A 24,317-nucleotide genomic window follows, 5' to 3' on the forward strand; every position below is an offset into this window, starting at 1 on the left:
TTAGGACAGCCCCTTCTCGGCCTCGGTCATGAACCGGTTCACGGCGTCGTCGATGCTCATCCGCCCGAACGCGACCTCTTCGTAGGTGCGCTGGAGGAGCTTCTGGATCGCGCCGGCACCCTTCGGCGGCACCGGCGGTGCGGCCCCGAGCTTCGGTTCGAGCGCGGCTTCGAAGTCGTAGAGGGTCTTGTCGTTGCCGGTCGCCGACCCCGCCAGCTGCGCGCGGACCTTGAGGTTCGGGGCCAGCCCGCGGTCGGTGCCGACGATCTTGCCCACCTCGGCGTCGTTCACCAGGAAGTCGACGAGCTTCGCGGCCGCCTCCTGCTGCGCGCTGCGGGCCGAGACGGCCAGGAACATCGACGGCCGCCGGTACTGCCCGGTGTCGCCGGCCTTGTCGCTCGGGTACGGCGCGACGTTCAGCGGCTTGCCGTTCGCCTTCTGGTACGCGGGCAGCAGGTTGTCGTAGGCGAACTCCGAGCTGGTCAGCTTCTTGCCGAGCGGGGCCTGCTCGGGCGAGGTGTTGTACGACGCCGTGACGTCCGCGGGCGAGGCGCCCTTGGCGTCGCGGAACCCGCTCGCGAGCTGCCAGTAGCGGCGCAGGTCGTCGGCGGCGAAGCCGAGCTTGCCCGCCGGGGTGTAGAACTGCTTGCCCTGCTGGCGCAGCCAGATCTCCAGCGTCGTGTCGAGGATGCCGAAGTCGGTGGTCCCCCGTGCGGAGAACCCGCTCGCGGCGCTCACCTTCCGCGTCGCGTCGGCGTACTGCTGCCAGGTCAGGCCCTTGGCCGGGTCCGCGCCCGCCGCGGTGAACGCGGCCGGGTCGTAGATCATCGCCGGGGTGTTCTGCGCCCACGGCACGGCGTACCGCTTGCCCTGGTACACCCCGGTCGCGGCCAGCTCCGGGTTGACGTCGGCGAGCGAAACCGCCTTGCCCGCGCCCTGGTTCAGGTCGGCCAGCACGCCCCGGCCGCCGTACTCGGCCAGGTAGCGGGTGTCGACGTTGAGCACGTCCGGCGGCCTGCCACCGGCCGTCTGCGTCGCCAGCTTCTCCCAGTAGGCCGCGTACGCCGAGAACGACGTCTGCACCTTGATCTTCGGGTTCTTCTGCTGGAACAGCTCCACGGCCTTCTTCGTCAGGTTCGCGCGCCCGTCGCTGCCCCACCAGACGAAGGTGATGGTCACGTCCCCGTCGCCGGCCCCGGAGCCCGAGCCGCACGCGGCCACCCCGGTCAGCAGCAGGGGAACCACCACGGCCAGCGCGGCGACCCCGCGCCCGGTCCTACGCACCGTTGTCCGCACCATCGAATTCTCCGTCCTCAGCCGGTCAGCACTTTTCTGAAAACGCTGTCAGCGCGCTCACGGTAGGCAGTGCGCGACACCGGTGTCAACGGTCGATTCGCAACCACAACCCTTGTGCAGCAATGGTTCCGACGATTGGCGGGCACGCTGAGAAAGCGCTTACAGCGACCGGGTGAAGGTCCGGGCCGCCAGCGCGATGGGCACCGGCGCGGGTTATCCGGTGCGTTGGGCGGCCCCCGCGGCGCTCGCCCACGGGACACCGATTTCCGAGAACAGCGCCAGCCGGTCCGCGGCCACGGCGACCTCTTCGCCGATCCCCCGCACCACCGGGTGCCGGCTCGCGCCTTCACCCGCCGTGCGGATCCAGCCCGCCGGGATCCGCGCCGGCGACGGCGCGTCCCGGACCGCTTCGACCACCGAGGCGAACGCCCGGGTCCGCGCCAGCGGCGCGAGCAGCGGCACCCCGGCCGGGTCCCGGTGGTGGGCGACCAGGTTGCGCAGCAGGTCGGCCGGCTCCCCGAGGTGGACGCGCTCGTCGTCGACCTCCAGCCGGTGGCTCTTGTACCAGAACTTCGCGCGCCCCTTCGTGCCGTGCACGACGACGTAGGGCTCGTGGTCCTGCTCCGCGCACAGCGACGCGGCGACGACGATCTCGGGCCCGCCGTCGAACCGGATGCGCAGGCACGCGGTGTCGTCGGCTTCGATGTCGCGCGCGCCGTAGAGCTCGAGCGCGATCTCCGCCGGGTCGAGAGCGGCGACCCCGCCGACGAGCAGTGCGGTGGCCACCGCGTGGGAAAAGGGGTTGGTCAGCGCGCCGTCGACGACGGCCTCGCCGTCGAGCCACCGGCGGCCCGCCCACGGGTTGCGGCGGTAGTAGGCGTCGGTGCGGATCCACGCCCCGGCCGCGCCGACGCCCGCGACCGCCCCGAGCCGGCCGGCGGCGATCGCCGCGCGGAGGACGGGCAGGGCCGGGGAGCCGAAGCTCTGGAACCCGGTCTGGCAGGCCGCGCCGGACTCAGCGGCCAGCCGGGTCAGCGTGGTGAACCCGGCGAGGTCGAGCACCGGCGGGGTTTCCAGGAGCAGGTCGCCGCCCGCCCGCAGCACCGCGCCGGCGACCTGGACGTGCGCGTGCGGCGGGGTCGCGACCACGGTGATGTCGGGACGGCAGCGGCGGAGCAGGTCGTCGACGCCGAGGTGCGCGGTGGCGTCCTCGGGCAGCAGCGCGACCGCGGCGGCCGAGGGCACCCGGATGTCGGCCATGCCCGCGAACCGCACCAGGCCCTCGTCGTGCAGGATGCGCGCGCGGTGCAGGTAGCTGAACGCGTAGCCGGACGTGCCGACGACGGCCAGCCTCGGCGGGTCCGCGGCGGTGCGGCTCCGGCTCCCCGACATGGGTCTCCGATCGGCGGGGCCCGGCCGGGCCGCGCGGAAGGTGACGAACTGGGTCAGGCGTTCGGGAGAAACTTCAGGTCGTCACGGTAAGGCGTTCCCGACAAGGGTGTCAATGTTCGTCGAATTCATCGAAACAAAGGTACTCCGAACGGCGGCGAGCGATTCGAGATAGCGCTTACTGGAAACGGGGAACGGGTTTGCAGCATTTGTTGACAACACTGCCGGGCGTTTTCATCATGGTGCAGGAGCCCGAGGAGTTGCCGTGACCGTCACGATTCACGACGTCGCCCGCCGCGCCAACGTGTCGATCTCGACGGTGTCGCGGGCGTTCACGTCTCCGGATCTGGTCCGCCGGCAGACCCGCACCCGGGTGCTGGCCGCCGCGACCGAGCTGGGCTACCACGCCGCGGGCGCGCCCCAGCCGGTGCCCGCCGCCCGCACCGGGCACATCGGCATCGTGGTCTCGGACCTGGGCAACCCGTTCTTCACCGGAGTGCTCAACGGCGTCCAGGCCCGCGCGCGCCAGGACGACATCGCCGTGCTCTTCGCCAACAGCGACGAGGACCCGGCGACCGAGCAGAACCTCGTCCGCCGGATGGCGAAGCAGGTCGACGGCGTCGTGCTGTGCAGCCCGAGCATGACCGACGACCAGCTGCGCGCGCTCGCCGGGCAGACCACGCTGGTGCTGCTCAACCGGGAGGTGGAAGGGATCCCGTCGATCGTGATGGACGCCGCCGACGGGATGCGGCAGGCGATCCAGCACCTGGCCGCGCTGGGGCACCGCCGGTGCGCCTACCTGGGCGGGCCGCGGGCGTCGTGGGCGAACCGCGCCCGGCGCCAGGGCCTGGCGGAGGCGGCCGAGCGGCACGGCACCGACGTGGTCGAGTTCGGCCCGTTCCCGCCGGTGTTCGAGGGCGGGCTGCAGGGCGCGGACCTGGCGCTGGCCGCGGACGTGACGGCGATCGTCGCCTACAACGACCTCGTCGCGTTCGGCGCGCTCGCGCGGCTCAACGCCCGCGGCGTGCCGGTGCCGGACGAGATCAGCCTGGTCGGCTTCGACGACCTGGTCTTCGCGGCCATCTCCGCGCCGCCGCTGACGACGATCGCGATGCCGACCGAGGCGGCGGGCCGCGCGGCGGTGACGATCCTGCTGGGCCTGCTCGAGGGCGAGGCCGACGAGCGCACGGCGCAGGTGCTCGACACCTACCTCATCGTGCGCGCCACGACGGCTCCTCCCGCCGCGGCCGGTCGTGAGTGAGAAACAGTGTTCTGAGCCTGTTTCCCCCTCACGACCGCTTGTCGGCCGGGCCGAAGACGTGGCGGTCGAGGAACGGGTTCCGGAACTTGCCGCCGGGGTCGAGGCTCGCCGCGAGCTCCCGGAAGCCGGCCAGCCGTGGGTAGTCGCCGCGGACGGCGTGGAAGAGCTTGCCCCAGTGCGGCCGCGCGCCGAAGGGCGCCAGGCGCTCCTCGATGACCGGCAGGAGCGCCTCGACCTCGGGCTGGCGCGGCTGCCAGGTGAAGTGCAGCGCGACGCGGTCGCCGCCGTGGCACGGGCTGAGCCACAGCTCGTCGCCCGCGATCGCGCGGATTTCGGACACCAGCAGCAGCGGCGCGATCCGGCCGGCGAGCTCGCGGACCGCCGCGATCGCCGCCGTCGCGTGCTCGTACGGCACGAAGTACTCCGACTGCAGCTCGTCCCCGACGCTCGGGGTGAACGCGAGCGCGAAGTGCGGCAGCCGCTCGTGCCAGGGGCCCGGAACCCCTTGCTGCGGCGTGCAGTTGCCCGCCGTGATCCCGGCGGCGTGCGCCGGGTGCCGCGGCCCGTCGGCGGGGACCGCGCCGAACAGCTCGCGCCGCTCGGTGAAGGCGTCCGCCCGGCTCTTGACCCACGCCAGGTCGATCGTGTCGTTCGCCCAGTTCGTGAACAGGCTGACGCTGTAGCCGGCGTCTTCGACCTCGTCGAAGTGCCGGTCCGCCGCGTCCCACGGCAGGTGGTCGAAGACGTCCTGGCGGACGTCGAACGCGGGCACGACGTCGAGCGTCAGCCGGGTGACGATCCCGGTCGCGCCGAGCCCGACGACCAGGCCGGGGAACTCGGCGTCGGCACGGGTGAACGTCCGCAGGCCGCCGTCGGCGGTGACCAGCTCGATCGCCGAGACGGCCGCGGCGAGCCCCGGCTGGCGGCGGCCCGAGCCGTGGGTGCCGGTCGCGACACTGCCGGCCACGGTGATGTGTGGGAGCGACGCGAGGTTCGGCAGCGCGAACCCGGCGGCGTGCAGCTGTTCGGCGAAGTCGCCGTAGCGCGCGGACCCGCCGACGGTCACCGTGCCCTCGCCGATCTCGACGCCGGCGTCGAGCGCGCTCAGGTCCAGCAGGGTGCCGCCCGGGGAGTCCGCGATGTCGTTGAAGCAGTGGCGGCTGCCGAGGGCCTTGACGCGGCTCGCGCCGGCCACGGCTTCGCGCACCTCGTCGACCGTGCGCGGGGTGTGGACGGCGGACGCGGCGTAGGTGTGGTTGCCCGCCCAGTTCGATTCGCCCACCCGTACGTCCTTCCACCGCGCCGGAAATCCCGTCTCCGACCCTACGCTCAGCGGGCGGGGATGATCGCCTGGTGGGTGCCGCCGAGGCCGTGCGGGCTCAGCAGGCGGCCCATCCGCTTCGGCATCCGCAGCGTGATCGCGCGGTCGACCACGCGCGAGCCGGGCGCCGCGGTGGCGAGCGCCGACTCGTAGGCCGTGCAGCCGGCCGGTTCGCGCAGCCAGGCCGACACGACCAGGTTGCCCTCCCCCACGACCGCCGCCGAGAGGCGGGTTTCCGGGAGGTGCGCGATCGCCGTGCCGGCCCGGTCGAGGTCCACCGCGGGGATTTCGAGGCGGTAGCCCGCGATCACCGGCCAGCCCGCCGGGACGTGCGCGAGGTCGCAGCGGAAGTCGAGTTCGTGGTTGCGCACCATCCGCGCCAGCGCGCGCCGGACCGCCGACTCGCTCATCCGGCAGTCGCGGGCCAGCTCGGCGTAGCTGCGCCGCCCGTCCTCGCCGAGGGACTCCACGAGCGCGCGCAGGTCGCGGTCGTTCCACTGCTGCGGGACGACCAGCCGGGCCTGCTCCGCGGTGTCGTCCAGCACCGCCCGCTGCTCCGGGGCCAGCGCGTTGACCAGCCACCCGCTGCCTTCGCGGTAGACGCGGGTGGCGACGGCGAACCGCACCTCCACGACGCCGGGCAGCGCGCCGATGCGGCCGGTGACCAGCGCGTCCAGCGCGTCGAGGTCGCGCGCGGCCAAGGACAGGAACAGCCCGAAGCGGCTGGTCGTGCGCTCGACGCTGAACACCGCCGGCCAGCCGCAGAGCTCCTGGGTGAGCGCGCTCAGCGCGTCCGGGCGGCAGGCCACGTCGACGTAGCCGACCGTCGTGGTCGGGGCGGTGACGTACGCGGTCAGCCAGGCGAGGCCGGCCGCCTGCAGCCGGTCCCAGCGGCGGGCCGCCGTCGTGGCGTCGGTGCCCACCGCGGCGGCGATCCGGGTCCACGGCGCCCGCGGGTCCCGCTGCAGCGCCTCCACCAGCGCGAGGTCCGAACCACTCGGCCGCGCCGGTTCCGGCGGGGCCGAAGGAACGGGCATGGCGCATTGTGCCCCGATCATGATCACCTGCCAAGGGCCGCCGGTCCGGACGTCATGAACGAGTCGTTCACCGCGTCCGGCGTGGTGAACGACTCGTTCATGACGTTGCGGGCCGTCCTACTGGCGCCGCAGCCGCGGGGCCACGACCGCGCCGGCCGCCAGCAGGAGGACACCGCCGAGCGCGAACGGGAGCACCGGGACGTCGCCGGAGTCCGTGGCCGGGACGGCGCGTTCGCGGCCGCCGTAGCCGCCGCCCGCGCCGTCGCGGTCGTAGGCCGAACCCGGCAGCTTGTCCGCGTACCGCCGGTGCAGCGCCGCCCGGTAGTCGGTCAGCGCGAGCTTCGTGCCCGCGGCCAGGCCGGTGACCGAGCCGTCGAGGACGGTCACGGCGTCGCCGTGCACCGCGTACCAGGCGTTGACCTGCGGCTCGTGCAGGAGGTAGCCGCCGGCCGCGGCCTGGGCGTACCGCTGCTCGTAGTCGCCGGACGCGACGTTCACGACGGTCCAGGCCGGGCCCTGCCGCTCGGCCCAGACCGTCGCTTCCGCACCGTCGCCGGTCCGCGCCGGGACCGCGACGTAGGCGAGCTCGGCGGGGACGTCCGACTTGCCCTCGACGAACGCCGCCGTCGGCTCGTACACCGCGACCTGGGTACGCGGGTCGGCCTTCGCGGCGTTCACCGCGGCCGCCGCGCGGGCGCCGGGGAACTTCGTCGAGGCCAGCCGGCCGAGCGTGGCCTGGCTCCCGGTCAGCTGCCCGATCGCGGCGGTGTCCGCGGCGGTCGGGGTGCCGGTGGGGCCGTCCGCCGCACTCGCGGCCCCGGTCGTGGCGAGCATCGCGGCGCCGGCCAGCACGGCCGCGCCCATCGCTTTCCGCAGCACGCTCATCCCTCGATTCCGTACACGGTGTGGGTCCACTGGAACTGGGTGTTCGAACGGTAGGTGTCGTAGTTCATCGAGTTGTAGCGGCTGTTGTTCGGCCACGGGTCGCCGTATTCGACGCGGGTGGCGCCGCCGGAATTGTCGTAGCCGTAGAGCACGTGCATGTGGCCGCCGCCGGAACGCCAGCCGATGCGGGTGCCGATCGGCTGCCCGGCGTCGATCTGGTTCTTGATGCCGGTGAACGACAGGACCTGCCCGTTCGAGTTGTACGTGCCGGCGCTGGAGAAGCCGAGGTAGCGGAACACCCGCTGCTGGTCGGACAGGTAACCCTGGTTGTTGGCGCAGTCGCTGCCGGATTCGTTGTGCGCGATCTGGCAGAACCGGGTCTGGGTCAGGGAACTGCCCCAGTAGGCGGCGATGGTGTTGCCGCTGGCGTCCCAGCACCACTGGTCCTTCTGCTGGGCCTGCATGGAGATGCCGAGGTCGGTGCGCGCGGCGGCCGCGGTGGCCGGCGCCTGCAGCGCGACGGCCGCGGCCGTCGCGGCCGAAAGGACCGCGAGTCCACGTAGGACTCCTGGAATGGTTTTCACGGAGGGGACCTCCAGCCGGGGAGAGCGATCTGGTGGCACGGAATACTCCGCGCCCGGCCCGTGCACCCGATACCTACTAAGGGAGGAACCCGTTGGGAAGGAACGGTTTCGGGTGGATCCCGGCATTTCCCGGGTGCCGGATTCCGGCATCGGCTCACCCCCGCCGGACGGATTCCGGCGGGGGTGGCCGTGGGCCCGCGTCAGCTGACGGTCGTGGTGCCCAGGGTGGCGTCCTGGTCCGGCGGGTCGAGCGTCAGGTCGACGTCGAACTCGCCGAGGCTGCTGTCGGTGACGACGTGGGTGGTCGCCGCCGCGTCGACGCTGCTGGTGGCTTCGCCGGCCGGGGTGCCGGCCGGGACGGTGAAGTCGACCTGGCCCTGCGCGGTGAACTTCAGGGAGCCTTCGGCGGGCACGGGCGTTTCGGGGATCGGGAGCTCGATCGGGATCGCCACCGACTGGCTGGCGACGGCGACGTTCACCTTCGACTTGATCGCACCGGAGACCTTCGTGGCGCCGACGAGCCGCAGGCCGTCACCGGCGGCCTGGCCGGCGTCGACGTCGAGGCTGAACGGCACCGAAACCGGGGTGCCCGCGGTGGCGGTCGCCGGGATGTCGGCCTTGACCACCACCGAGACCTGCTGGTCCCCGATCAGCGGGAACCCGCCCTTGTAGGTGAGCGTTTTCTCGGCTGCTGCGGCCGGCCCGGCGGCCACCACGGCGACCGCGCCCGCCAGCAACGCGGCCATCCCCATTCCGAGGAATCGGCGGCCGGTTTTCCGAACGAGGGTTTCCGTCATATCGGATCCTTTCATCGTCGAACGGACTTTCGGATCGTAGGTGGAAACTACCCAACCGGCCATTCTCCTTTTCCGTTGCCGGGGAATTTGTCACGCCTGTTTGGGCGCGTGGACTCGTTTTTTGTCACCACCCCGATGGCACGTGACAATTACCGGCCGGCGGGCACTCATTCGCGTCAGCACCGGCGAGAGCGGCGGTGTAGTGGCGGTGTAGCGGCCGCGCGCAGGGTTCTCCCCGACACCGGGGCACGCCGTCCCGGTCCACCGAGGGAGACACCCATGCGAACCATCTGCCAGGCGGCCGCGCTGTCGGCCGCCCTGCTCTTCGGCGGCGCCACCGTCGCTTCGGCCGCCACCGCCCCGCCGTCGGAGGTGTACTCGGAGGTCACCGCGGCCGACATCGCGGACCCGGGCGCCGTCCTCACCGACTCGGCCGCCGACCTCGCCGCGGCGCGCACCGCGAACCAGGCGATCGCGTGGTACTCGAGCCGCAACGGCAGCACGGCCTACCAGGGCTACTGCGAGAAGGCGGCCCGCCTGTCCTGGAACCGCACGACCCACCACGCGAGCGCGATCGAGCACTGGCGCTCCTCGGACGGCGCCCGCCACACCACGGGCACCCCGCCCCGCGGCGCGTTCGTGTTCTGGAACATCTCGGCGTACGGCCACGTGGGCATCGCGGACGGCAGCGGCGGCGTGTGGGCGACGAGCGTCAACGGCGCGATCGGCCACGCCCGGCAGGGGTACTTCGCGAACTACCTGGGCTGGAAGCCGGGCAACAGCAACTGATCGCGGGTCGCCGGGCGTGCCTGGGGGTTGCGCCCGGCGCCGGGTTCGGCGGGGACGGCGAGGATCGGCGGTGCGGCTGTGGTGCGGCTGTGGTGCCGGCCCACCACCGCCTGCCGCACGCCCCGCCACGCGAGACTCCGGCTGGGCGCACCGGCGACCAGGCGAGCGAAGTCCCACGCCTGCCCGCCACGCCCGGGACCGGCGGGCGGCAGCACCGGTGGTCCCGGGCGCGGTGCGGGCTTACACCGGCCCTGGCGCACACGGCCACCGCACCCGATCGCGCACGGCTTCCACCGCCGCTCTTGCCCACCCCCGGGAGCCGGCAGGATCCCGCAGCCGAACATGCCGGCCGGCTGCCGCCCGCCCGGCGACTGCCACCCGCCCGGCGACTGCCACCCGCCCGGCGACTGCCGCCCGCCCGACGGGCGAATTGCCGCTCGCGGGCGGGCAAGAACTGCGGCGCGCCCGCCGCACCGCGCGCGATCGCGGCCGGGCGCACGTGGACGCCGGGCGACCGTGCTGCCTTGCCACCCGACCGCCAGGCGAGCGTGCTGCGCTTCCGTGCCCGCTGCACCGCCCACCCCTGCGCGATTCCGGCCGCCGGGCGAGTGAACCGCGTTGCCCTACCCGCCGCACGGCCCATTCTGCGCGGCTCCGACCGCCAGGCGAACGAACCGCGCTGCCCTACCCGCCGCACACCCCACCCTGCGCGACCCCCGGCCACCAGGCGAACGAACCGCGCTGCCCTACCCGCCGCACACCCCACCCTGCGCGACCCCCGGCCACCAGGCGAACAAACCGCGCTGCCCTACCCGCCGCACACCCCACCCTGCGCGACCCCAGCCACCGGGCGAACGGCTGCGGTACCGGCGTCCACCGCGTGCCGGCTCTCAAGCGCGCGTCGCGGTCGAAGGGGTGCGTCGGCGCTGTGCCTGCTCCAGCAACGCCAGCCCCGTCGTCTCCCCCTGCCGGTTCCCCGTCTCCCGGAACACCCGCAGCGCCCGGTCGCACACCCCGCGGGCCTGGACCGGCTCCCCCGCCGCCAGCAGCGTCTGGCCGATGCCCAGCAACGCGTACGCGCTGCAGCGCTCGTCGTCCAGCTCCTCCAGGATGCTCAGCGCCAGCCGCAGGCACGCCAGGGAATCCGGCAACCGGCCGGCGTCCCGGTGCAGGGTGCCCAGTTCCGTCAGGACCTTCGCCTCCCGGTGCGGGTCCTCGATCTCGCGCGCCAGATCCCGTGCCCGCCGCAGCCACGTCTCGGCCTCGGTGAACTCGCCCAACAGCGCGTACGTCGAGCCGATCGCGTTGCGCATCTGGGCGACGCCGGTGCGGTCGCCCGCCCGGTCCAACCCGGACAGTGCGCGCCGGTAACACCCGAGGGCCTCGCGGGGGCGGTCGCGGACCCGGGCGACCGTGCCGAGGCCCGCCACCGCCAGTGCTTCGCCGCGGATGTCGCCCAGCGAACGGAACAGCGCCGCCGAGCGGTCCATGTCCGCGACCGCCGCCTCGTACTCGTCGTGGTAGAGCCGGACCTGGCCGAGGCCGCGGTGCAGCACCGCCGCGCCCGCCGTGTTCCCCGCCGCCTCGACGGCCGCGAGGGCGGCCAAATGGCTTCGGCGCCATTCGTCGTACGCGCCGCGCAGGTCGTAGAACGGGACCGCCGCGGCCGTCAGCTGCCAGGCCAGTTCGTCGAGGCCCGCGTCCGCCGCGAGCTGGACCGCGCCGGCCAGGAGCTTGCGTTCGGCCGTGAACCACTCGAGCGGCGCGGCGGGCAGCTTCGGGGTCGCGGCGGGCAGTGCGGGTCCCGTCATCGCGCCGAACGCCGGGGGCAGGCCCGCGGCCGCCGTCTTCGCCAGGGCCAGCAGCACGGACAGCACGCGTGACAACGTTTCCCGCTGCGTCGACGCCGGTTCCGCCGCCAGCAGTTCCGCCGCGTAGCACCGCAGCAGGTCGTGCAGCCGGTAGCGCGGCTGGCCGCCGGTGTCGCGGCCCGCGAGCGAAACCAGGTTGGCGTCGACGAGCACGTCGAGCACCTCGTGCGTGTCCTCGCGGCCGAGCACCGCGTCGACCACCCAGCTCGGGAAGTCCTGCGCGCCCAGCACCGCCGAGCGGCAGAACGCGGTCCGCGCGCGGGCGGGCAGCTGCCGCAGGCTCAGCTCGAAGCTCGGCCGGACGCCGAGGTCGCCGACGCGCAGCTCGCTCAGCCGGCTCGACTCGTCGGCGAGCCGGTCGTGCAGCGTCCGCAGGCTCCACGCCTGCCGCCCGGCCAGCCGCGCCCCGGCGATCCGGATCGCCAGCGGCAGGTACCCGCAGCAGCGCACGATCGCCGCGGCCTCGGCCGGTTCGCCGACCACCCGGTCCGCGCCCGCGACCCCGGCCAGCAACGCGGAAGCCTCGCGCTCGCCGAACACGCCGAGCTCGACGTGCTTCGCGCCCGCCAGCTCCGGCAGCCGCCCGCGTGTCGTCACGAGCACGGCGCACCCGGCGTCGGCGGGCAGCAGCGGCCGGACCTGCGCGGCGGTGGCGGCGTCGTCGAGCACGAGCAGGAGCCGCCGTCCGGCCAGCCGCGAGCGGAACAGCGCGGCCCGCTGGCCGAGCCCGGCCGGCACGGTGTTCCCGGTGACGCCGAGGGCGTGCAGGAAGTCGGCGAGCACTTCGGCCGGGTCGCGCGGGGTGCCGGTGCCGGCCAGGTCGACGTAGAGCTGGCCGTCCGGGTACCGCTCGGCGAGGCGGTGGGCGACGTGCATGGCCAGCGCCGTCTTGCCGGTGCCGGGCGCACCGGTCAGCACCACCGGCGCCGGGCCGACGGCGGCCTCCAGGTCCCGCACGTAGTCGTCGCGGCCGGTGAAGTCCGGCAGGTCCGCCGGGAGCTGCCGCAACGGCCGCGGATCCGCCGAAGGCACCTGGAGCGGCTCACCGGAAAGGATCGCGGCCTGCAGCGCCCGCAGTTCCGGCCCCGGTTCGACGCCGAGCTCGGTGACCAGCCGCTCCCGCGCGGTCGAGTACGCCTGCAGGGCTTCGGCGCGACGTCCCGCGCCGTTGAGCGCGAGCAGGTACTGCTGCCACAGGCGTTCCCGGTACGGGTGTTCGGCCAGCAGCCCGGTCAGCTCGGCGATCGCGGGGTCGTGCCGGCCGAGCGACACCTGCAGCGCGAGCCGCTCTTCGACGGCGGCCAGCCGGTTCTCGACGAGCCGGCCGAGTTCGGCGTCCCACGCCGGCGCGGTCGGCAGGTCCGCCAGCGGATCGCCGCGCCAGAGGGCTTCCGCCTCGGCCAGCAGCGTCAACGCGACTTCGGGGCGGTCCGCCCGTTTCGCGTCGGCGACGAGCCGGGTGAACCGGTGCGCGTCGACGGCCCCGGGGTCGGCCACCAGGGAGTACCCCGGGCCGTGCGTGCGCAGGAGCGTGTCCGGCAGCAGGCGGCGCAGGCGCCAGACGTAGGTCTGCAGGTTGGCGGTGGCCGACGTCGGTGGTTCCCGGGGCCAGATGGTCTCGACGAGCTGACCGGGCGTGACCGTCCGGTTCGCGTTGAGCAGCAGGTGGGCCAGCAGCACCCGCTGCTTCGCCCCGCCGAGCGGCACCGGGCACCCGCCGACCGTCACGGTCAGCGGTCCGAGCAGCAGAAACCGCACTTCAGGCCCCATCGTGCACCCCGTTTCCGAGGCCGCCCCCAGGCGGCCGGCACCCAGCAGCCGGACTCTAACCAGGGGGCGCGGCGCCCGTGGGCGATTCGCCGACATCCGGGACATCGCGGGCACCGCTGTCACTCGCTTGGCAGCAGGCTGCGCCGGACGGCCCACGACGAAAGTCGTGTCCTTGATCAACCGACTAACGGCGGGTTTCGGAGATTCACCCACAGCCGTGACGGTAGGTGTGTCCTTGACCACCCCGTCACCGCGAGGCCCCGGTCCGCGGCTGGAGGTTGATCGTAAAGTGCGTATCGCGCGAACCGGCGTAGTCGTCTCCGGTGTTTTCCTGTCGGCGTTCGTGGCCGCGGCGCCCGCCATGGCCGCCCAGCCGGCCATCATCGACGGCAGCAACGCCGACTCGCTCCACTCCGCGGCCCGGATGTTCGCCGGCGGCCAGGAGATCTGCTCGGCGACGATCATCGCGCCGGACTGGATCCTCACCGCCCGCCACTGCACGCAGGGCGCGGACGGCCAGCCGATCAGCTTCCACGTCGGCGACCTGGACCAGACGAAGGGCACCACGGTCAACGCGACATCGGTGCACGAGGCGCCGGACGCGGACATCGCGCTGGTGCAGATCGACCAGCAGGTGCAGACGGACTACGCGCCACTGGGCAGCGAGGGCGACGTCAAGGTGGGCGACCAGGCCGAGGTCTACGGCTGGGGCGCGACCTGCACCGACAAGCCGGAGATCGAGTGCCAGTCGCAGCTGCTGAAGGTGGCGAAGGTCAGCGTCAGCTCGATCGACTGCCCGGACGGCGCGGCGGGCGTCTCGGTCTGCGCGAACCGCGGCGACGGCATCACGGCGGGCGGCGACTCCGGCGGCCCGATGTACGCGAACGGCAAGCAGGTCGGCGTCGCTTCGACCAGTGACCGGCAGTCCTACACCGCCTACATCAACATCACGAAGTACCGCGACTGGATCTCCACCACCGCGGGCGTCTGAGCCCTCCGGACAAGCCCCCGGACCACCGGGGGCTTGCTTCGCGGACGAGAGTGAGTGTACAGTCACTCACATGACGAAGCGCGGTGCGACCCTCTCCACCTCCGACGCCCGGCGGGACGTCGTCGTCGACGCCGCCATCGCCGAGTTCGCCCGGGGCGGGTTCCACGCGACGCCGATCAGCGCGGTGGCCGAGCGGGCCGACATCTCCCCCGCGTACGTCTTCAAGTTGTTCCCCGGCAAGGTTTCCCTCTTCGTCGCCGCGCTGGACCGCTGCTACGAACTCGTCACGCACGCGCTGTCGAACGGCGCCGCCCGCGCCGAGGACGACGACCCCGAAAAGCTCCTCTACGCAATGGGGGGCGCCTACGCCGAGCTGATCGCCGACCGGAACCTGCTCATGCTGCAGGTGCACGCCCAGTCAGCGGCCGACACGCCGGAGATCGCCGACGCCGTGCGGCGCGGGCTGGCCAAGGTGACCGAGTTCGCCCGGTCCCGCTCCGGCGCCGCGGACGAGCAGGTCCAGCGGTTCATCGCCTACGGCCAGCTCTGCCACCTGATCGCCACCCTCGACCTCGGCGAGCACACCGGCGAGTGGGCCGCGGTCCTCTCCACCGGCATCCGCCACCCCGGCAAAAACTGACCCCTGACCAGCCGGTCCTCTTTCATGCCCGTCGAGTGATTGATCAGTCACTCACACTCGGAAGGAAGCACCATGAACGTCACCGAAATCGTCCTCCCCGGCCTCGTCGAGCCGGACGGCCTGCGCGTCGAGCACCGCGAGCTGCCGCCCCTGGCCGCCGGCGAAGCCCTGGTCCGCGTCGAGGCGAGCGGGATCTCCTTCGCCGAACAGCAGATGCGGCGCGGCAAGTACTACGACCAGCCGCCGTTCCCGTTCGTGCCCGGCTACGACGTCGTCGGCACGGTGGCCGAAGCCGACGACCCCGCGCTGGTCGGCCGGCGCGTGGCCGCCATGACCAAGATCGGCGGCTGGAGCAGCCACCTCGCCGTCGCCGCCGCCGACCTCGTGCCGGTGCCCGACGGCCTGGACGCCGCCGACGCGGAGACGTTCGTGGTCAACGGCATCACGGCGTGGCAGATGCTGCACCGGCACGCGAAGGTGAAGCCGGGCGGCACGATCCTGGTCCACGGCGCGAGCGGCGGCGTCGGCACCACGCTCGTGCAGCTGGCCCGCGCGGCCGGGATCACGGTCATCGGCACCGCTTCGGCCCGCAACCTCGACGTCGTGACCGCGCTCGGCGCCACCGCGCTCGACTACCGCGGGGACGTCCCGGCCCGGGTGCGCGAGCTGGCGCCCGGCGGGGTCGACGCCGTCTTCGACCACGTCGGCGGGCCCGGCATCGTCGACTCGTTCCGCCTGCTCGCGCCCGGCGGCGCGCTGATCGCCTACGGCAGCGCGTCCACGAAGGACACCGGCGGCAACCCGAAGCCCGCGGTGCTGAAGCTGGTCGCCCGCCTGGTGTGGTGGAACGTCGCCCCGAACCGGCGCCGCGCGCACTTCTACAACGTCTGGGGCGGCAAGCGGAACCTCGCCCGGTTCCGCGCGCGGCTCGCCGAAGACCTCACCGCCGTCTTCGCCCTGGCCGCGAAGGGACAGCTCAAGGCGCAGGTGGCCGCGCGGATCCCGCTGGCCGACGCCGGGAAGGCGCTGGCACTGGCCGAATCCGGCACCGTCACCGGCAAGGTCGTGCTCGTCCCCTGAACGCACCGAAGGCCACCACGGTGACCGTGGTGGCCTTCGGGAACGCGGGAATCAGTCGGTGCCGAACTCCATCGCGGCGCTGTCGAGCAGCTCCACGTCGTCGGTCTTGCCGCGCGAGGCGATCACCTGGGCGCCGCCCTCCGGCATCGCGCCGATGAGGCCGGTCGACGCGGCCTGCGCGGCGCCGATCAGCTTCGGGTTCGAGCCGCCGACCATGCCGAGGCTCGCGTACTGCTCCAGCTTCGCCCGCGAGTCGGCGATGTCGAGGTTGCGCATGGTCAGCTGGCCGATCCGGTCCACCGGGCCGAACGCCGAGTCCTCGGTGCGCTCCATCGACAGCTTGTCCGGGTGGTAGCTGAACGCCGGGCCGGTCGTGTCGAGGATCGAGTAGTCCTCGCCGCGGCGCAGCCGGAGCGTCACCTCGCCGGTGATCGCGGTGCCGACCCAGCGCTGCAGCGACTCGCGCAGCATCATCGCCTGCGGGTCCAGCCAGCGGCCTTCGTACATCAGGCGGCCGAGGCGGCGGCCCTCGTTGTGGTAGCTGGCGAGGGTGTCCTCGTTGTGGATGGCGTTGACGAGCCGCTCGTACGCGGCGTGCAGCAGCGCCATGCCCGGCGCTTCGTAGATGCCGCGGCTCTTGGCCTCGATGATCCGGTTCTCGATCTGGTCGGACATGCCGAGGCCGTGCCGGCCGCCGATGGCGTTGGCCTCCAGCACCAGGTCGACGGCGCTGGCGAACTCCTTGCCGTTGATCGTCATCGGCCGGCCGTGCTCGAAGCCGATCGTGACGTCCTCGGCCGGGATCTCGACGGCGGGGTCCCAGAACGCCACGCCCATGATCGGCTTGACGATCTCGATGCCGGTGTCGAGGTGCTCCAGCGACTTCGCCTCGTGCGTGGCGCCCCAGATGTTGGCGTCGGTCGAGTACGCCTTCTCGGTGCTGTCGCGGTAGGGCAGGTCGTGCGCGACCAGCCACTCCGACATCTCCTTGCGGCCGCCGAGCTCGGTGACGAAGTCGGCGTCGAGCCACGGCTTGTAGATCCGCAGGGAGGGGTTGGCCAGCAGGCCGTAGCGGTAGAACCGCTCGATGTCGTTGCCCTTGTAGGTGGAGCCGTCGCCCCAGATCTGGACGTCGTCCTCGAGCATCGCGCGCACCAGCAGCGTGCCGGTGACCGCGCGGCCGAGCGGCGTGGTGTTGAAGTAGCCGCGGCCGCCGGAGCGGATGTGGAACGCGCCGCAGGTCAGCGCGGCGAGCCCCTCTTCGACGAGTGCTTCCCGGCAGTCGACCAGCCGGGCGATCTCGGCGCCGTACTGGCTCGCGCGCCCGGGCACCGAGTCGATGTCGGGCTCGTCGTACTGCCCGATGTCGGCGGTGTAGGTGCAGGGCACCGCGCCCTTGTCGCGCATCCACGCGACCGCTACGGAAGTGTCGAGGCCACCGGAGAAGGCGATACCGACACGCTCGCCGACGGGCAGGGAAGTGAGCACCTTGGACATGCGAATGATTATGCACGGCTATGCATCACCGTGCAATCCGGGGTGCCTGGTGTCACGGAAACCCGGTTGACGTGCGTGGTTGCGTGCTCACATGGGCCGGATGCACGCCGACGAGCACGCGATCGACACCGCGCTGGTCCGGCGGCTCGTCGACGGCCGGTTCCCGCGGTGGGCCCGGTTGCCGCTCATCCGCCTGGCCTCCGGTGGCACGGCCAACGCGGTGTACCGGCTCGGCACCGGCCTCACGGTCCGGCTTCCGCTGACCGCCGGCGGCGCGTCCGACATCGCGAAGGAGCGCCGGGTGCTCGCCGCGCTCGGCGGGTTGCCGGCGGCGGTCCCGGCCGTCGTCGCGGTGGGCGAACCGGCCGAGGGCTATCCGTGGCCGTGGGCGGTGCACCGCTGGCTCGACGGTGCGCCCGCCCTCGAAGGGCGGCCCGCACCGGCCCACGACCTGGCGGAGTTCGTCCGCGCCCTCCGGTCGCGGCGAGCGGACGGTCCCCCGGCTTACCGCGGCAAACCCCTGGCACTGGTCGACCGGGCCACCCGCCGGGCGATCGGCGAGCTGAGCCGCACCGATGAGCCGTTCGACGCGGACGCGGCCCTCGCCGTCTGGTCCGAAGCGCTCGAAGCTCCACAATGGACCGGACCGCCGTGCTGGGTCCACTCCGACCTCATGCCCAGTAATCTGCTGCTGCGTGACGGCCGCCTCAGCGGCGTCCTCGACTGGGCGACCGCGGGCCTGGGCGACCCGGCCTGCGACCTGGTCCCCGCGTGGAACTTGCTGTCCGCGGCCACGCGCCCGGTCTTCCGCGACGCCCTCGGCGCCGGGGAAGCGACCTGGGCCCGCGGCCGCGGCTGGGCGTTGTCGATGGCCGTGATCCAGCTGCCGTACTACCGGCACACCAACCCGGTCATCTCCGCCAACGCCCGGTACGTGCTCACCGAGCTTGGTTGCCGACCGGCTCCCCGAAGCGCCACAGCACCGCGTGGGAGTTCTGGCCCGGCAGCGAACACGACCCCGTGACCTCCCAGTCGTCCAGCCCCTTCGCGAAGCAGATCCCGCCGTCGGGCACCGGCAGCCGCAGCACCCGGCCGGCCCGGTCCCACACCACCGGCGTCCCCGCGTCGAGCTGCCCGAGCACCGCGCCCGACGGGCTCACGGCGGTGAACCGGCTTTCCCCGCCGTCCGGGAGCACGGTGAGCGTGCCCGCCGCGTCCCAGCGCGCGATCCGCGTGGTGGAGTCCTTGTCGCGCACCTCGCCGACGATCGACCCGTCGGCGGCGATGGCCAGCGCCTCGCTGGCCTCCCAGGTGGTGTCGAGCACCGTGGGACGGCCCGTCGAGTCCCACTTCGCCGCGTGGACGCCGATGCTGCCGACCACGGTGCCGGCGTTGTCGAGGTCGTGCAGTGAACCACCGTCGGTCAGCGCGACGACGTTGCCCGCGGGGTCCCAGTACGTGGACTCGCTGATCACCGCGCCCGCGTCGTTGACCGCCCTGGCCCGGCCGAGGCCGAGGACGGTGACCTTGCCCAGGCTGTCCCACCGCACCGCGGCGTCCGGGCCGGGCGCGCCGTAGGCGGTCCCGGCGACCACGCCGCTCTCGTTGATCGCGACCGGCGTGGACCACGGGTAACCCGGGAAACCGGTCGGCTGTTCCAGCTCGACCGGCATGCCGGAGGCGTCCCAGCGGGTGGCCCGCCCGGTTGTGAAGTGGTTGGTCGAATCCCCGACCGCGACGCCGGCCTCGTTGAGCGCGGTGGCTTTCACCGTGCGGTAGCCGTCCAGCGGCCGCAGCTCGCTGATCCGGCCGGCCGGGTCCCAGCGGGCCCCGTGCACGTCGAACGCCTTGTCGTACGCCTCGCCGAACACCGTGCCGTGGTTCGTCACCAGCAGTCCCGAGCTGGTCAGCCCGCCGGGCAGCGTGCCGAGGTCGACCGGCCCGGTCACCTCGTCCGCACTCGCCGGGACCGCGGCGAGCACAGTCATCGCCACCGCCGTCGCGAGAACACCTCTGAACATCCCCTGCTCCTCCCCTGTCAGGTGGGTTCCGGGGTGTCCACGCGCGGCGGCGGCGATCGGTTGAGTCAGCCCGGCAAGAGCGCCGGCGCCGCGAGGCGGGTGGCGTTCGCCGCCGCGTCGTCCGGGGCCTCCTGGGCCGAGCGCTCGGCCGCCACCCGCGCGAGGTAGTTGGCCACCTCGCGCTCGGTGCGGTGCGCGTCCCAGCCCAGCACCGGGGCCATCAGCGCCGCGACCTCGGGGGCCGCCGTGACACCGCGGTCGCGCTCCTCGATCGAGATGCGCGTCCGGCGGGTCAGGACGTCCTCCAGGTGCAGCGCGCCTTCGTGCGAAGCTGCGTACACCGCTTCGGCACGCAGGTACTCCGAAGCGCCCGGGATCGGCGAGCCCAGCTCGGGCTCGTCGCGGATCAGGTCCAGGAGGTTCCAGATCCGCGTGCCGTAGCGCTGCAGGAGGTGCTCGACCTGCGGCACCGTGAGGCCCGCCCGCGAAGCGACGCCGAAGCGGTCGTCCCACAGCTCGTGGTAGCCGTCCGCGCCGACGATCGGGAGGCGGTCGGTCCACGACGGCGGGGCCGGGCGGCCGACGTCCTCGACCACCACGTCGACCGTGTCCGCGGCCATCACCCGGTACGTCGTGTACTTGCCGCCGGCCACGATCACCAGGCCCGGCACCGGGTGCGCCACCGCGTGTTCCCGCGACAGCTTCGTCGTCGCGGCCGCCTTCGCCGCGAGCAGCGGTCGCAGGCCCGCGTAGACGCCCTCGATGTCGTCGTGCGTCACCGGGGTCCGGAGCACCTTGTTGAGGTGCTCCAGCACGTAGTCGACGTCCGCGCGGCTCGCCGCCGGGTGCTCACGGTCGAGGTCCCACTCGGTGTCGGTGGTGCCGACGATCCAGTGGCGGCCCCACGGGATCACGAAGAGGACACTCTTCTCGGTGCGCAGGATCAGCCCGGTGTCGAGGTCGATCTTCTCCCGCGGCACCACCAGGTGGATGCCCTTCGACGCGCGGACGGTGAACGGCGCGGGGATCCCGGCCGCCTCCGCCATGTCGTCGCTCCACACGCCCGTCGCGGCGACGACCGTGCGAGCCCGGACCTCGAACTCGACGCCGCTTTCGCGGTCGACCACCTTCGCACCGACCACGCGAGAACCCTCGCGAAGCAGCGAAGTCACGCGAGCCCGCGTCAGCACCGAAGCGCCCTGCTCGGCGGCCGTCCGCGCGATCGTCATCGTGTGGCGGGCGTCGTCGACCTGGGCGTCGTAGTACTGGATCGCGCCGATCAGCGCGTCATCGGCCAGTGCCGGCGCCGCCTTGAACGCGCCGCGCTTGGACAGGTGCCGGTGCCGCGGGAGGGCGCGGGCGCCGCCGAGCGTGTCGTACAGCGTGACGCCGGCGCCGATGTACCCGCGCTCCCACACCCGGTGCTGCAGCGGCACCAGGAACTTCACCGGCCGCACCAGGTGCGGCGCGAGCTTCTGCAGCAGCAGCCCGCGTTCCTTGAGCGCCTCGCGCACCAGCTTGAAGTCGAGCTGCTCCAGGTAGCGCAGGCCACCGTGGATCAGCTTCGACGACCGGCTGGACGTGCCGGCGGCGAAGTCACGCGCCTCGACCAGCGCGGTCGACAGGCCCCGCGACGCGGCGTCGAGCGCGACGCCGGCCCCGGTCACTCCCCCGCCGACGACCAGCACGTCGACCTCTTCGCGCGCCAGCTTCTTCAGCGTCTCCGCCCGGTACAGCGGGGACAGCGGCACGGCTTCCACCGAACTCCTCTTCATCGGATCCTCACTCCACATCGACCCAGTCGAGCGTGCGGCCGACGGCTTTCTGCCAGCCCGCGTAGCCCTCGGCGCGCTGCTCGTCGTTCCACGACGGCGTCCAGCGCTTGTCTTCGTTCCAGTTCTGTTCCAGCTCGTCGGTCGACCGCCAGAAGCCGACGGCCAGCCCGGCCGCGTACGCGGCACCGAGCGCGGTGGTCTCGGCGACGACCGGCTTCGACACCGGCACGCCGAGGATGTCCGCCTGCAGCTGCATGCACAGTTCGTTGGCGGTGACACCGCCGTCGACCCGCAGCACGTCGAGGGTGACGCCGGAGTCGTTCTGCATGGCCTCGACGACGTCGCGGGTCTGGTAGCAGATCGCTTCCAAGGTGGCCCGCGCCAGGTGGGCGTTGGTCGTGGCCCGGGTCAGGCCGACGATCGCGCCGCGCGCGTCGGACCGCCAGTACGGCGCGAACAGCCCGGAGAACGCCGGGACGAAGTAGACGCCGCCGTTGTCCTCGACCTGGCGGGCCAGGCTCTCGCTCTGCGACGCACCGCTGATGACGCCCAGCTGGTCGCGCAGCCACTGCACCGCGGACCCCGTGACGGCGATCGAGCCTTCGAGCGCGTAGACCGGCTTCTCGTCGCCGAACTGGTAGCACAGCGTCGTCAGCAGGCCGTGCTTCGAGCGCACCAGCTCCTGGCCGGTGTTGAGCAGCAGGAAGTTGCCGGTGCCGTAGGTGTTCTTGGCCTCGCCGGGCCGGAAGCAGACCTGGCCGACGGTGGCCGCCTGCTGGTCGCCGAGGACGCCGGTGATGGCGACCTCGCCGCCGAGCGGGCCGTCCGCCCGGGTGACCCCGAAGAAGCCCGGGTTCGACGACGGCCGGATCGCCGGCAGCATCGCGCGCGGGACGGTGAAGAACGACAGGAGCTCGTCGTCCCAGTCGAGGGTCTCCAGGTCCATCAGCATGGTGCGCGAGGCGTTGGTCGGGTCGGTGACGTGCACGCCGCCGTCCGGGCCGCCGGTCAGGTTCCAGATGAGCCACGAGTCGGTGGTGCCGAAGAGGGCGTCGCCCTTCTCCGCGTCCTCGCGCACGCCGTCGACGTTTTCGAGGATCCACTGCAGCTTGCCGCCGGAGAAGTACGTGGCGGGCGGGAGGCCGGCCTTGCGGCGGATGACCTCGCCCTTGCCTTCGCGCTCCAGTGCGGAGGCGATCCGGTCGGTGCGCGTGTCCTGCCAGACGATCGCGTTGTGGTACGGGCGGCCGGTGCGGCGGTTCCACACGACCGTGGTCTCGCGCTGGTTGGTGATGCCGAGCGCGGCCAGGTCCCCCGCCGTCAGGTTGGCCTTGTTGAGCGCGGTCGCGATGACCGAGCGGGTGCGTTCCCAGATCTCGGTGGCGTCGTGCTCGACCCAGCCCGGCTTGGGCAGGATCTGCTCGTGTTCGAGCTGGTGGCGGGCGATTTCGTTGCCGCCGTGGTCGAAGATCATGAAGCGGGTGCTCGTGGTGCCCTGGTCAACGGCGCCGACGTAGTCAGGCATGCGGGTACTCCTCACTCAGTTGGCGGGCTCGAGGTCCTTGGCGGGCATGGCGTCCAGCGGGTCCCCGGCGGGCAGGAAGCGCTCGATCAGGTACTTGTAGATCGCGCCGCCGACGAGGGCGCCGATGATCGGGCCCACGATCGGGATCCACCAGTAGGGGAAGCCGTACTGGTCGGACCACGCTGTGTCGTAGCCGGTCAGCCAGGACGCCAGGCGCGGGCCGAAGTCGCGGGCGGGGTTGATCGCGTAGCCGGCGTTGGTGCCCCAGGCCATGCCGATCGCGACGACCAGGAAGCCGACGACGACCGGGGCCAGGTTCGCGCCCGGCGAGGTGTTGCGCAGGTCGGTGATGGCGAAGAGGACGATCAGGAGGATCGCGGTGCCGATGATCTGGTCGCGGAAGGCGCCCCAGTCGCCCACCGGGAGCGTGCCGTTGCCCGGCAGGGTGGAGAAGACGCCCTGGGTCTTGATCGTGAGGCCGGGGTCCTTGGCGTTGAGCACCTCGGTGTAGTTCCAGCGCACCAGCAGGGCGGCCAGGAACGCGCCGGCGGTCTGCGCCACGGCGTACGGGGCGACCTTGCGCCACTCGAAGCCCTTGAACACCGCGAGCGCGATGGTCACGGCCGGGTTCAGGTGCGCGCCGCTGATCCGCGAAGCGACGTAGACACCGAGCGTGACGCCGAGCCCCCAGGCCCAGGCAATGCTGTCGTGGTCCCCGATGCCCGCGGCGGCGACCTGCGCCACCACCCCGCACCCGAACAGGATGAGGATCATCGTTCCCACGAACTCGGCGGCCATCTCGCCGCCGAGCCCGCGGGCCTTGAGGTTTCGCACCATTGCTTTCCTCCACAAAGGACCGTTGTTCCCCCTGGTGGGTTCCAGCCAAGCTCGCCGGTCACAGCCGGTCAACGGAAGGCGGTCGGCATTGTCGAACGGCCGATGTGGATGTTCGACATTGTCGAATCAGGGCCGGTCGGGTTAGGTTGGCGGCGTGCCCGGTCCGATCCAGTCCATCGAGCGCGCCGCCGCGATCCTGCGGTTGCTGGCGCGCGGTTCGGGGCGTCTGGGCGTCGGCGAGATCGCCGAGTCGCTCGAGCTGGCCAAGGGCACGGCGCACGGGATCCTGCGCACGCTGCAGGGCGTCGGGTTCGTCGAGCAGGACCGCGACACGGGCAAGTACCAGCTCGGCGCGGCGCTGCTGCACCTGGGCACGAGCTACCTCGACGTCAACGAGCTGCGCTCCCGCGCGATCAACTGGGCGGACGCGCTGGCCTCGCGCAGCGGCGAGGCCGTCCGGATCGGCGCGCCGCTGGAGGGCCGGGTGCTGGTGGTGCACCACGTGTTCCGCCCCGACGACAGCCTGCAGAGCCTCGACGTCGGCACGCTGCTGCCGCTGCACGCGACCGCGCTCGGCAAGGTCCTGCTGGCCTACGACACGACGTTGAAGGCGGACCCGGAGTCCTACACGCGCCGGACGCTGGTCACCCAGACGGCGATCAAGCGGGCGTGTGCGAAGGTACGGGAGGCGGGCTGGGCGGCGGAGAACAGCGAGATGATCTCCGGCGAGGCGGGGATCGCGGCCCCGATCCGCGGCCACGGCGGCATCGTGGTCGGCGCGATCGGCGTGTCCGGCGCGGTGGAGCGGATCTGCGAGCCGGACGGCAGCCCGAGCCCGAGGTTGCTGGGCCACGTCCGCGACGCGGCGCGTGCGGTGTCGCGCGACCTGGGTGCGTCGCGATGGTGAAGGAGGTGCCCGGCATGGACCCGGCCTCAGCGGGACTTGGCCGG

General features: G+C 72.8%; 20 protein-coding genes. 7 read left to right on the forward strand and 13 right to left on the reverse strand.

Annotated features, from left to right (window positions below):
* Positions 1 to 1,299 carry an extracellular solute-binding protein gene (locus AB0B33_RS10300; RefSeq protein ID WP_360769271.1) on the reverse strand — a complete coding sequence of 433 codons (1,299 nt, stop codon included), beginning with the start codon at positions 1,297 to 1,299 and terminating at the stop codon, positions 1 to 3.
* Between the two features lie 210 nt (positions 1,300 to 1,509).
* Entirely contained in the window at positions 1,510 to 2,688 is a 1,179-nt protein-coding gene (locus AB0B33_RS10305; protein WP_360769273.1) for a Gfo/Idh/MocA family oxidoreductase, read from the reverse strand.
* Between the two features lie 262 nt (positions 2,689 to 2,950).
* Between AB0B33_RS10305 and AB0B33_RS10310 the strand changes: the two genes are divergently transcribed.
* Positions 2,951 to 3,946 carry a LacI family DNA-binding transcriptional regulator gene (locus AB0B33_RS10310; protein ID WP_360769276.1) on the forward strand — a complete coding sequence of 332 codons (996 nt, stop codon included), beginning with the start codon at positions 2,951 to 2,953 and terminating at the stop codon, positions 3,944 to 3,946.
* A 28-nt stretch (positions 3,947 to 3,974) separates the two neighbouring features.
* Here the strand turns inward: AB0B33_RS10310 and AB0B33_RS10315 are convergent, their stop codons facing one another.
* The 5 genes from AB0B33_RS10315 to AB0B33_RS10335 all read right to left on the reverse strand — a co-directional run bounded on the left by AB0B33_RS10315 (position 3,975) and on the right by AB0B33_RS10335 (position 8,570).
* Entirely contained in the window at positions 3,975 to 5,228 is a 1,254-nt protein-coding gene (locus AB0B33_RS10315) for an FAD-binding protein (protein WP_360769279.1), read from the reverse strand.
* A 47-nt stretch (positions 5,229 to 5,275) separates the two neighbouring features.
* Positions 5,276 to 6,304, reverse strand: a complete 1,029-nt coding sequence (locus tag AB0B33_RS10320; protein WP_360769281.1) for an Lrp/AsnC family transcriptional regulator — start codon at positions 6,302 to 6,304, stop codon at positions 5,276 to 5,278.
* Between the two features lie 117 nt (positions 6,305 to 6,421).
* Positions 6,422 to 7,189: a hypothetical protein gene (locus AB0B33_RS10325; protein WP_360769284.1), complete on the reverse strand. Its 768-nt coding sequence runs from the start codon at positions 7,187 to 7,189 to the stop codon at positions 6,422 to 6,424.
* Complete coding sequence (locus AB0B33_RS10330; protein WP_247023664.1) at positions 7,186 to 7,773, reverse strand: papain-like cysteine protease family protein; 588 nt, start codon at positions 7,771 to 7,773, stop codon at positions 7,186 to 7,188. Before AB0B33_RS10330 ends, AB0B33_RS10325 begins: the two co-directional genes overlap by 4 nt.
* A gap of 200 nt (positions 7,774 to 7,973) precedes the next feature.
* On the reverse strand, positions 7,974 to 8,570 hold the full coding sequence (locus AB0B33_RS10335; RefSeq protein WP_360769287.1) for a DUF6801 domain-containing protein: 597 nt from the start codon (positions 8,568 to 8,570) through the stop codon (positions 7,974 to 7,976).
* A gap of 279 nt (positions 8,571 to 8,849) precedes the next feature.
* Between AB0B33_RS10335 and AB0B33_RS10340 the strand changes: the two genes are divergently transcribed.
* Positions 8,850 to 9,359, forward strand: a complete 510-nt coding sequence (locus tag AB0B33_RS10340; RefSeq protein ID WP_247023666.1) for a hypothetical protein — start codon at positions 8,850 to 8,852, stop codon at positions 9,357 to 9,359.
* An 890-nt stretch (positions 9,360 to 10,249) separates the two neighbouring features.
* Here AB0B33_RS10340 and AB0B33_RS10345 read toward each other — a convergent pair.
* Entirely contained in the window at positions 10,250 to 12,988 is a 2,739-nt protein-coding gene (locus AB0B33_RS10345) for a BTAD domain-containing putative transcriptional regulator (protein WP_360769290.1), read from the reverse strand.
* A 301-nt stretch (positions 12,989 to 13,289) separates the two neighbouring features.
* On the opposite strand from AB0B33_RS10345, the gene AB0B33_RS10350 reads away from it, so the two are divergent.
* The 3 genes from AB0B33_RS10350 (at position 13,290) to AB0B33_RS10360 (ending at position 15,711) form a co-directional block, all read left to right on the forward strand.
* A complete protein-coding gene (locus AB0B33_RS10350) occupies positions 13,290 to 13,991 on the forward strand; it encodes a trypsin-like serine protease (protein ID WP_360769293.1) in 702 nt (233 codons plus the stop codon).
* A gap of 70 nt (positions 13,992 to 14,061) precedes the next feature.
* Positions 14,062 to 14,631 carry a TetR/AcrR family transcriptional regulator gene (locus AB0B33_RS10355; protein WP_360769295.1) on the forward strand — a complete coding sequence of 190 codons (570 nt, stop codon included), beginning with the start codon at positions 14,062 to 14,064 and terminating at the stop codon, positions 14,629 to 14,631.
* A 72-nt stretch (positions 14,632 to 14,703) separates the two neighbouring features.
* A complete protein-coding gene (locus AB0B33_RS10360; RefSeq protein WP_360769298.1) occupies positions 14,704 to 15,711 on the forward strand; it encodes a medium chain dehydrogenase/reductase family protein in 1,008 nt (335 codons plus the stop codon).
* Positions 15,712 to 15,762: 51 nt separating this feature from the next.
* Here the strand turns inward: AB0B33_RS10360 and argG are convergent, their stop codons facing one another.
* The gene (gene argG / locus AB0B33_RS10365) at positions 15,763 to 17,208 is read right to left on the reverse strand and encodes an argininosuccinate synthase (RefSeq protein WP_247023671.1); all 1,446 of its coding nucleotides are present in this window, start codon (positions 17,206 to 17,208) and stop codon (positions 15,763 to 15,765) included.
* A gap of 91 nt (positions 17,209 to 17,299) precedes the next feature.
* Between argG and AB0B33_RS10370 the strand changes: the two genes are divergently transcribed.
* A complete protein-coding gene (locus AB0B33_RS10370) occupies positions 17,300 to 18,232 on the forward strand; it encodes an aminoglycoside phosphotransferase family protein (RefSeq protein WP_360769301.1) in 933 nt (310 codons plus the stop codon).
* Here the strand turns inward: AB0B33_RS10370 and AB0B33_RS10375 are convergent.
* The 4 genes from AB0B33_RS10375 to AB0B33_RS10390 form a co-directional block, all read right to left on the reverse strand.
* Positions 18,147 to 19,229, reverse strand: a complete 1,083-nt coding sequence (locus AB0B33_RS10375; RefSeq protein WP_360769304.1) for a hypothetical protein — start codon at positions 19,227 to 19,229, stop codon at positions 18,147 to 18,149. The genes AB0B33_RS10370 and AB0B33_RS10375 overlap by 86 nt on opposite strands.
* Before the next feature lie 65 nt (positions 19,230 to 19,294).
* The gene (gene glpD / locus AB0B33_RS10380; protein WP_360769307.1) at positions 19,295 to 21,004 is read right to left on the reverse strand and encodes a glycerol-3-phosphate dehydrogenase; all 1,710 of its coding nucleotides are present in this window, start codon (positions 21,002 to 21,004) and stop codon (positions 19,295 to 19,297) included.
* A gap of 7 nt (positions 21,005 to 21,011) precedes the next feature.
* Entirely contained in the window at positions 21,012 to 22,529 is a 1,518-nt protein-coding gene (glpK, locus tag AB0B33_RS10385; RefSeq protein ID WP_360769310.1) for a glycerol kinase GlpK, read from the reverse strand.
* A gap of 15 nt (positions 22,530 to 22,544) precedes the next feature.
* On the reverse strand, positions 22,545 to 23,366 hold the full coding sequence (locus tag AB0B33_RS10390) for an MIP/aquaporin family protein (RefSeq protein WP_247023674.1): 822 nt from the start codon (positions 23,364 to 23,366) through the stop codon (positions 22,545 to 22,547).
* Positions 23,367 to 23,520: 154 nt separating this feature from the next.
* Here AB0B33_RS10390 and AB0B33_RS10395 point away from each other — a divergent pair, with 154 nt between their 5' ends.
* Entirely contained in the window at positions 23,521 to 24,273 is a 753-nt protein-coding gene (locus AB0B33_RS10395; protein WP_360769314.1) for an IclR family transcriptional regulator, read from the forward strand.
* The last annotated feature ends 44 nt before the right edge of the window (positions 24,274 to 24,317 follow it).

This window comes from Amycolatopsis sp. NPDC049159 (genome assembly GCF_040648295.1).
Lineage (GTDB): Bacteria > Actinomycetota > Actinomycetes > Mycobacteriales > Pseudonocardiaceae > Amycolatopsis > Amycolatopsis pretoriensis_A.

What these genes read in the sequence shown, in the direction of transcription:
- AB0B33_RS10300 (WP_360769271.1), bottom strand. Translation starts at nt 1,299, where the DNA reads ATGGTGCGGACAACGGTGCGTAGGACCGGGCGCGGGGTCGCCGCGCTG.
- AB0B33_RS10305 (WP_360769273.1), bottom strand. Translation starts at nt 2,688, where the DNA reads ATGTCGGGGAGCCGGAGCCGCACCGCCGCGGACCCGCCGAGGCTGGCC.
- AB0B33_RS10320 (WP_360769281.1), bottom strand. Translation starts at nt 6,304, where the DNA reads ATGCCCGTTCCTTCGGCCCCGCCGGAACCGGCGCGGCCGAGTGGTTCG.
- AB0B33_RS10325 (WP_360769284.1), bottom strand. Translation starts at nt 7,189, where the DNA reads ATGAGCGTGCTGCGGAAAGCGATGGGCGCGGCCGTGCTGGCCGGCGCC.
- AB0B33_RS10335 (WP_360769287.1), bottom strand. Translation starts at nt 8,570, where the DNA reads ATGACGGAAACCCTCGTTCGGAAAACCGGCCGCCGATTCCTCGGAATG.
- AB0B33_RS10340 (WP_247023666.1), top strand. Translation starts at nt 8,850, where the DNA reads ATGCGAACCATCTGCCAGGCGGCCGCGCTGTCGGCCGCCCTGCTCTTC.
- AB0B33_RS10355 (WP_360769295.1), top strand. Translation starts at nt 14,062, where the DNA reads ATGACGAAGCGCGGTGCGACCCTCTCCACCTCCGACGCCCGGCGGGAC.
- AB0B33_RS10360 (WP_360769298.1), top strand. Translation starts at nt 14,704, where the DNA reads ATGAACGTCACCGAAATCGTCCTCCCCGGCCTCGTCGAGCCGGACGGC.
- argG (WP_247023671.1), bottom strand. Translation starts at nt 17,208, where the DNA reads ATGTCCAAGGTGCTCACTTCCCTGCCCGTCGGCGAGCGTGTCGGTATC.
- AB0B33_RS10370 (WP_360769301.1), top strand. Translation starts at nt 17,300, where the DNA reads ATGGGCCGGATGCACGCCGACGAGCACGCGATCGACACCGCGCTGGTC.
- AB0B33_RS10375 (WP_360769304.1), bottom strand. Translation starts at nt 19,229, where the DNA reads ATGTTCAGAGGTGTTCTCGCGACGGCGGTGGCGATGACTGTGCTCGCC.
- glpD (WP_360769307.1), bottom strand. Translation starts at nt 21,004, where the DNA reads ATGAAGAGGAGTTCGGTGGAAGCCGTGCCGCTGTCCCCGCTGTACCGG.
- glpK (WP_360769310.1), bottom strand. Translation starts at nt 22,529, where the DNA reads ATGCCTGACTACGTCGGCGCCGTTGACCAGGGCACCACGAGCACCCGC.
- AB0B33_RS10390 (WP_247023674.1), bottom strand. Translation starts at nt 23,366, where the DNA reads ATGGTGCGAAACCTCAAGGCCCGCGGGCTCGGCGGCGAGATGGCCGCC.